5 protein-coding genes and 1 pseudogene are annotated in these 3,180 nt (G+C 40.7%); all 6 read right to left on the bottom strand.

Translation table 11 applies throughout. From position 1 onward, the window contains the following. Positions 1–414 (bottom strand): magnesium transporter MgtE N-terminal domain-containing protein (locus CXF78_RS18175; protein WP_374702306.1); only part of this gene is annotated, 414 nt, incomplete at its 3' end. A gap of 509 nt (positions 415–923) precedes the next feature. Beyond that, on the bottom strand, positions 924–1,199 hold the full coding sequence (locus CXF78_RS18170; RefSeq protein WP_011638818.1) for an HPr family phosphocarrier protein: 276 nt from the start codon (positions 1,197–1,199) through the stop codon (positions 924–926). A gap of 20 nt (positions 1,200–1,219) precedes the next feature. Then, positions 1,220–2,083 (bottom strand): RNase adapter RapZ, encoded by an 864-nt coding sequence (gene rapZ / locus CXF78_RS18165; protein ID WP_011638817.1) that lies wholly within the window; start codon positions 2,081–2,083, stop codon positions 1,220–1,222. Then, a complete protein-coding gene (gene ptsN, locus CXF78_RS18160; RefSeq protein ID WP_011638816.1) occupies positions 2,080–2,523 on the bottom strand; it encodes a PTS IIA-like nitrogen regulatory protein PtsN in 444 nt (147 codons plus the stop codon). Before ptsN ends, rapZ begins: the two co-directional genes overlap by 4 nt. 2 nt (positions 2,524–2,525) lie before the next feature. Continuing rightward, the gene (gene hpf / locus CXF78_RS18155; protein WP_102037549.1) at positions 2,526–2,813 is read right to left on the bottom strand and encodes a ribosome hibernation promoting factor; all 288 of its coding nucleotides are present in this window, start codon (positions 2,811–2,813) and stop codon (positions 2,526–2,528) included. Positions 2,814–2,838: 25 nt separating this feature from the next. Then, a pseudogene (locus CXF78_RS18150) lies at positions 2,839–3,180 on the bottom strand (RNA polymerase factor sigma-54); the annotation flags it as partial.

Below are 3,180 nucleotides of genomic sequence, written 5' to 3'. Positions count from 1 at the left end.
ATCATCCGGGTAACGCAATGCTTGCTCTACTCTATCTCTGTCTTGGCTTCGCATTGATTTGAGTACTTTCTTGTAAACATCATCGGGTAAACTACGAAGAATATAGGCGAGATCATCTGTATCCATGCCTATTGTGGCCTGGGCAAGCTTCTCTGGGGTCATGCTGCTAATTAGGGAGTCTTTAAGTTCTTCGCCTAACTCATCAAGAATTTCACCAGCATATTGTTGATCAATAAGTTGCCATAGCACCTGACGATTTTTGGGCGGTGATGATTCGAGAATAAGGGCGACATCGTTAGGTGACATGGTATGTAGCATGTTACGGGCGTGAACAAACAGGCCGCTGTCTAGCGCTTGAACCAGTTGATTGAGACGTTGCTCTGTTATCTCATTGTCTAGGTACTCTTTACCCATATATCTACTTCCTATTCGTCATACTTATATTATTCAGTATGTAATTATTCTGGGTTTCTCAGGTTGTACAGTTCAAGGCGTATAAATGCAGAAATAGCTGTCTTTACGTAAGACGATGAAATGCAGAAAGAGAATACTTAAATACTTCTGCGGTGAAATTCTGCAGCAGCCAATGCTGCTTTACATACTATAGACGTACCACTTCACGGAAGCAGAATTACACTGGATCCGTTGCTAGAAGCGGCTCTGTCTTTATCATGTTAAACGCTAAACTCCTGCAGAATGGAATGATACTAATGAGATTGGCATCAACTGCATGAGATAAACCTAAGGGCTAATATTTTTGAGGGACTGATGTCTATTGGTGATCATCAATGTCGTGACAGTTTGGTTAGTATGGCCTAGCCATATAGAGACCGCATGCAATAAGGATAACGGTTATTTAAAACATGAGTAACTGCAGCTATTCACAAATTACAGGCTATTTATAAATTTAATTCGATTAAAAATTAACAAGATTCATCAAATTTAGCATTAATGAGATCACACACTGCGTTTAATGCCACTTCAGCATCAGGGCCTTGAGCAGTAACAGTAATCATTTTACCAATACCACTTTCAAGCATTAATAACCCCAGCACACTTGCAGCGCTGGCATTTTTTTCACCTTGAGTTAAGGTGATGTTAGCATCAAAATCTGCAGCTAATACTGCGAGTTTTGTTGCTGCACGGGCATGTAATCCCAATTTATTTGAAATGGTCACTTGGCGTTCAAGTTTGATCATTGACGCGATCCTATGCTCACTTAGTTATTAGTATCACTGATATTTAACTCTCTGTGACGAGCATTAACCGTGTGTTTACTACCTTGTCTAAACCGTTTTGCTAATTGATCTGCAATATATACCGAACGGTGCTGACCACCAGTACAACCAATCGCGATGGTAAGGTAACTGCGATTGTTACGTTCTAGATGTGGCATCCAAGTTTCAAATAGATTTTCAATTTGCCAAATAAACTTATTCACTAATGGCTGACGCCCTAAAAACTCTTGTACGGGTTCGTCTAAACCCGTAAATGGACGCAGCTCAATTTCCCAGTGGGGGTTAGGTAAAAAGCGTACATCAAACATAAAGTCAGCTTCTGTCGGCATTCCGTGTTTAAAACCAAAAGATTCAAAGTTAATCACTAACTCTTTATCAACACTGCCTAATAATATTTGCCTAACTTGGTCGCTTAATTCGTAGATATTGAGTGCAGAAGTGTCGATGTAGTGATCAACAATTTTTGCGATCGGCTCGAGTAAACGGCCTTCTAATTTGATCGCTTCTTGCAGTGAAATATGATTTTTAGATAATGGGTGTAATCGACGTGTTTCGCTGTAACGTTTAAGCAATACTTTGTCATTGGAATTTAAAAAGAAGCTGATAATTTCAGTGTCATTCTCAAGTAGTGCCAATTGGTCTTGAAGCACTTTACCTTGTTCTGCAATGTTACGAACATCAACACTAATCGCAACCAAATCATTGCTGCCCTTAAGCTGGGCTAATAATGTGCCAATAAGTGGTAAAGGCAAATTATCAACACAATAATATCCTAGGTCTTCTAATACTCTCAGGGCAACGGATTTTCCTGAGCCTGAACGTCCCGATACTATGACAAGTTTCATGCAGTAATAACCTGATAAAGTTCTGTTGCGTCGTGAGTTTTGCGAAGCTGTTTCAATATTTGCTTATCGCTTAACTTTTGGGCCATGCTTGATAACGTGCCTAAATGTTGTTGGCACTGGTCGGCAGGTACTAACAAAGCAAATAAAAGATCCACGGGCTGCTTATCTATTGCATCAAAGGCAATGGCTTCTTCACATTTAATAAATATCGCGATAGGGTGATCGATGGTCGTTAATCGACCATGAGGTATCGCAATGCCATTTCCTATACCTGTGCTACCCATTTTCTCTCTCGCTAACAGGCTTTCAAAAACCTCTTGCGAAGACAGGGTTGGGTACTGGGCAGCGACTAAATTGCTGATGAGTTCCAGTACTTTTTTCTTACTGCCCGGTGTGGCACAGGTAGTGCATTCCGGCTGCAGAATGGTACAAAGTTCCATCGTTAGTGTTTTGTATTCTTCTCTTTGTGTTTAATTACCTGACGGTCGAGTTTATCGATCAGGGCGTCTATTGCAGCATACATATCAGTATTTTCTGACATTGCAAAAATCTCTGCGCCATTAACGTTGATTTTAGCTTCTGCTTTTTGTTGTAATTTTTCTACATTGAGCACAACGTGTACATTATGGATCTGATCGAAGTGCCGTTCAAGCTTTGAAAATTTACCTTGGATGTATTCACGTAAAGATTCTGTGATTTCGACATGATGTCCAGTCAGACTTATTTGCATAAAAAATCCTCCATTGCCTAGTAGATTATAAACTCTTACGTTGGTTTGAGGGCGGGATCATCATTGCTTCACGGTATTTTGCAATCGTACGACGCGCAACGTTTATGCCCTGTTCTGCCAGAAGCTGAGCCATTTTACTGTCGCTCAGTGGTTTTTTCTGGTTTTCTGCTGCAACCAGCTTTTTGATAAAAGCACGAATGGCTGTAGATGAGCACTCTCCGCCATCGTCAGTACTGACATGGCTAGAGAAGAAGTATTTTAGTTCAAATAACCCTCGCGGGGTGTGCATATATTTTTGTGTGGTGACTCGTGAAATGGTCGATTCGTGCATTTCTACTGCTTCCGCAATATCATTGAGCACCATAGG

It is taken from the genome of Shewanella sp. 11B5 (genome assembly GCF_002836795.1).
GTDB classification, from domain to species: Bacteria; Pseudomonadota; Gammaproteobacteria; order Enterobacterales; family Shewanellaceae; genus Shewanella; species Shewanella frigidimarina.
The sequence above is the reverse complement of the archived record's forward strand: the minus strand, read 5'-3'. Positions and strand labels throughout refer to the sequence as shown.